A 1951-nucleotide genomic window follows, 5' to 3' on the forward strand; every position below is an offset into this window, starting at 1 on the left:
GGTCAGGTGTGCGGGGGCGGGACCGCCTCGGCTCAGGGGCGGGACGTCACCGACAGGGCGACCTTGGGGGCGGCCCTGCGGCCGTTCTCCAGGAGGTCGAACGCCTCGTCGGCGGCGGCCAGCGGGAAGACGTCCGCGATCATGCCCTTGGCGGACAGGACGCCTTCCTCGAAGAGGCGCAGCGCGCGCTCGTAGTAGTCGAGCCCGTGCCGGACGCCGACCATGGTGACGCCGCGCAGCACCATCTCGGCCGCGTCGACCGAGGGCAGCGTGGCGTTCGGCACGCCGACCGCGGCGATGCGGCCGCCGATGTCGGCCACCCGCAGCGACTCCAGGAGGGCGGAGACCGCGCCGGACGCCTCGATGACGACGTCGTAGGCGCCGTCCTTGGCCTCGCCCGGCAGGAAGGCGTGTTCGGCGCCCATGCGCAGCGCGGTGCCGATGCCGGCGTCGTCGACGCCGACGACGTCGACCGTGCCGGCCACCCGCCGGGCCATCTGCACGGCGAGCAGGCCCATGGTGCCGGTGCCCATGACCAGGACGCGCTCGCCGGGGAAGACACCGACCTTGTCCAGTGCGGCGAGGACGGTGACGGCCGGTTCGGCGAGGGCGGCGGCGAAGTCGTCGACGCCCGGCGGGACCTTGGTCAGCGACTGGGCGGGCAGCCGGATGAACTCGGCGGCGGCGCCCTGCTGGCCGTACAGGCCGACCTCCTTGAGCTGCGAGCACTCGTTGCGGTGGCCGCGCTGGCAGGCCCGGCAGCCGCCGCAGGAGAGCATCGTCTGGCCGACGACGCGGTCGCCGATCTCCAGCTGCCGCGAGTACTGGCAGTTGCCCGCGATGGCCACGACCCGTCCGACCCATTCGTGGCCGAACACATGGGGCATGACGGCGCGGCCGTCCTTGACGTAACTCGCGGTGCCGTGCAGCAGTTCGAGGTCGGTGCCGCAGATGCCGACGGTGGTCGGCGCGACGAGTACGTAGCCCAGTTCGGGCCCCGGTATCTCCAGCTGCACCGGGCCGACCTTGCCCGCCTCCAGGACGGCCGCGGCGGTCATGGAGCCGTTCGGCCAGCGGCCGCACAGCAGGTCGTCGGTGGGTGGCAGCACCTTGTCGTGGTGTTCGCTCAAAGCATCCCCTCCTGGGTCAGGGCCCGTCGGATTCCGGGCGGAAAATGGCGGTCTGCTCGTGCGCCGGCAGCTCCGGCACACGGGCGGGCAGCTCTGCGGTGATCTCGGCGGGCAGGACGCGTACGACGGCGAGGTTCAGGCCGTCGGGTCCCGCGGTCACCCGCAGCGCGGAGCGGGCCGGCACGAGCAGGACGTGCCCGGCGGCGAGCGGGCGCTCCCCCGACGCGTCGCGCACGGTGCCCGTGCCCGCGACGGCGTAGAGGGTCACCTCGGTGCCGTGCTCGGGGTCGTGCGCCCAGCCGGTGTCCGCCGCGAGCCGCACCTGCTCGAAGGCCTCGCACTCGCTGTGGAGCATGCCGCGGCGCGCGAGGCACCTCCAGGTGCTGTCCGGGGCGCCGCTGCGCAGATAGCGCGCGGGCAGGTCCTGGCTGTTGACGATCATCGGCCGGACCCCCGCGCGGGGACGGCGAGTTCGGCGTGGAAGAGCTCCAGGTCGCCCACGTGGTCGGCGCCGACGCGGGCCTTGGTGCCGAGCGGCAGGGTGACGGCGGTGCCGGGGCGCAGTTCGGCGGTGCCCGAGCCGTTGTCCACCCAGCCGGTGCCGGAGAGGACGAAGACCATGTGCTCGCAGCCGTCGGCGACCAGTTCGGTGGTGCCGGAGGCGGCGACGGTCTCGATGGCGACGGTGCGCAGGGGTCCGGTGAAGACACCGGACGGGTCGACGGAGCGCTCGGCTCGCAGGTCGTGGAGTCGGGCTCGCACTTCGGTCTCCTTCGCGGGGTGTGCGGGGCCGGCGGCGGACGCCGGACCGGCGGGGTTCG

2 protein-coding genes and 1 pseudogene are annotated in these 1951 nt (G+C 74.0%); all 3 read right to left on the reverse strand.

Annotated elements, in window-relative coordinates:
* Nucleotides 1–32 precede the first annotated feature (32 nt).
* Nucleotides 33–1130 carry a zinc-dependent alcohol dehydrogenase gene (locus AOK22_RS31665; protein ID WP_237773378.1) on the reverse strand — a complete coding sequence of 366 codons (1098 nt, stop codon included), beginning with the start codon at nucleotides 1128–1130 and terminating at the stop codon, nucleotides 33–35.
* A gap of 16 nt (nucleotides 1131–1146) precedes the next feature.
* Nucleotides 1147–1572, reverse strand: a complete 426-nt coding sequence (locus AOK22_RS31670; protein ID WP_055702159.1) for a cupin domain-containing protein — start codon at nucleotides 1570–1572, stop codon at nucleotides 1147–1149.
* Nucleotides 1569–1951, reverse strand: a pseudogene (locus tag AOK22_RS31675) (cupin domain-containing protein); the annotation flags it as partial. The gene AOK22_RS31670 and the pseudogene AOK22_RS31675, both read right to left, overlap by 4 nt.

Source organism: Streptomyces silaceus (assembly GCF_001419745.1).
Lineage (GTDB): Bacteria > Actinomycetota > Actinomycetes > Streptomycetales > Streptomycetaceae > Streptomyces > Streptomyces silaceus.

Excerpts from the sequence above, each read along its gene's own strand:
- AOK22_RS31670 (WP_055702159.1), bottom strand. The coding sequence starts at position 1,572 with ATGATCGTCAACAGCCAGGACCTGCCCGCGCGCTATCTGCGCAGCGGC.